Annotated in this window: 10 tRNA genes and 1 rRNA gene; all 11 read left to right on the top strand. The window is 49.1% G+C overall.

Annotation, left to right across the window (positions count from 1 at the left end):
- Window positions 1-19: 19 nt before the first annotated feature.
- The 11 genes from rrf (at window position 20) to EVJ21_RS15130 (ending at window position 1,126) form a co-directional block, all read left to right on the top strand.
- Window positions 20-135 (top strand): 5S ribosomal RNA (gene rrf, locus EVJ21_RS15180).
- An 83-nt stretch (window positions 136-218) separates the two neighbouring features.
- A tRNA-Asp gene (locus EVJ21_RS15175) sits at window positions 219-294 on the top strand.
- Between the two features lie 24 nt (window positions 295-318).
- Window positions 319-394: transfer RNA gene (locus tag EVJ21_RS15170), tRNA-Phe, on the top strand.
- 9 nt (window positions 395-403) lie between these two features.
- Window positions 404-479: transfer RNA gene (locus EVJ21_RS15165), tRNA-Thr, on the top strand.
- A 10-nt stretch (window positions 480-489) separates the two neighbouring features.
- Window positions 490-565, top strand: a tRNA-His gene (locus EVJ21_RS15160).
- Between the two features lie 12 nt (window positions 566-577).
- Window positions 578-653 (top strand) — tRNA-Lys (locus EVJ21_RS15155).
- 37 nt (window positions 654-690) lie between these two features.
- Window positions 691-771: transfer RNA gene (locus EVJ21_RS15150), tRNA-Leu, on the top strand.
- 21 nt (window positions 772-792) lie between these two features.
- Window positions 793-867, top strand: a tRNA-Gly gene (locus EVJ21_RS15145).
- A gap of 7 nt (window positions 868-874) precedes the next feature.
- Window positions 875-959, top strand: a tRNA-Leu gene (locus EVJ21_RS15140).
- 6 nt (window positions 960-965) lie between these two features.
- Window positions 966-1,042: transfer RNA gene (locus EVJ21_RS15135), tRNA-Arg, on the top strand.
- Window positions 1,043-1,049: 7 nt separating this feature from the next.
- Window positions 1,050-1,126: transfer RNA gene (locus tag EVJ21_RS15130), tRNA-Pro, on the top strand.
- The last annotated feature ends 1 nt before the right edge of the window (window position 1,127 follow it).

Genomic DNA, 1,127 nt, shown 5'->3' with positions numbered 1-1,127 from the left:
TTCAGGGAACAATCCCTTGTCTGGTGGCGATAGCGAAGCGGCCACACCCGTTCCCATGCCGAACACGGAAGTTAAGCGCTTCAGCGCCGAAAGTAGTTGGGGGTCTCCCCCTGTGAGGATAGGACGTTGCCAGGATTTTTATTTTTTTACAAAACTTATTGACTTTATCCTAATTGACATTTAAAATAGGTGGAGTCGATACAAATAGTTTTACAAACGGTCCCGTGGTGTAGCGGTTAACATGTCTGCCTGTCACGCAGAAGATCGCGGGTTCGAATCCCGTCGGGACCGCCATTTTTAATTTAAACTTAATAAGTTGGCTTTGTAGCTCAGTTGGTAGAGCAAAGGACTGAAAATCCTTGTGTCGGCGGTTCGATTCCGTCCAAAGCCACCATTTACACCTGCCGGTGTAGCTCAGTTGGTAGAGCATCTGACTTGTAATCAGAGGGTCGAGGGTTCAAATCCTTTCGCCGGCACCATTTTTTCATGGCGATTGTGGCGAAGTGGTTAACGCACCGGATTGTGATTCCGGCATTCGAGGGTTCAATTCCCTTCAGTCGCCCCATTTTAAATTAATGAGCCATTAGCTCAGTTGGTAGAGCATCTGACTTTTAATCAGAGGGTCGCAGGTTCGAGCCCTGCATGGCTCACCATTTCTCATTAATTAATAGTTATATTTGAATATTATATGCGGGTGTGGCGGAATTGGTAGACGCGCTAGACTTAGGATCTAGTGTCCTTGACGTGGGGGTTCGAGTCCCTTCACCCGCATCTCTAATCAAAACTCATATTGCGGAAGTAGTTCAGTGGTAGAATACGACCTTGCCAAGGTCGGGGTCGCGGGTTCGAATCCCGTCTTCCGCTCCATTAATACGCGGTCGTGGCGGAATCGGTAGACGCGCTAGGTTGAGGGCCTAGTGGTGGTTAACACCGTGGAGGTTCAAGTCCTCTCGACCGCATTTTATGCACCCTTAGCTCAGCTGGATAGAGCGTTAGACTACGAATCTAAAGGCCGGGAGTTCGAATCTCTCAGGGTGCACCATTTATAACGGGAAGTAGCTCAGCTTGGTAGAGCACTTGGTTTGGGACCAAGGGGTCGCAGGTTCGAATCCTGTCTTCCCGACCAT

Source organism: Exiguobacterium sp. SH0S2 (assembly GCF_004337185.1).
Lineage (GTDB): Bacteria > Bacillota > Bacilli > Exiguobacteriales > Exiguobacteriaceae > Exiguobacterium > Exiguobacterium aurantiacum_A.
Note: the sequence above shows the minus strand (reverse complement) of the source record. Positions and strands in the feature narration are given on the sequence as shown.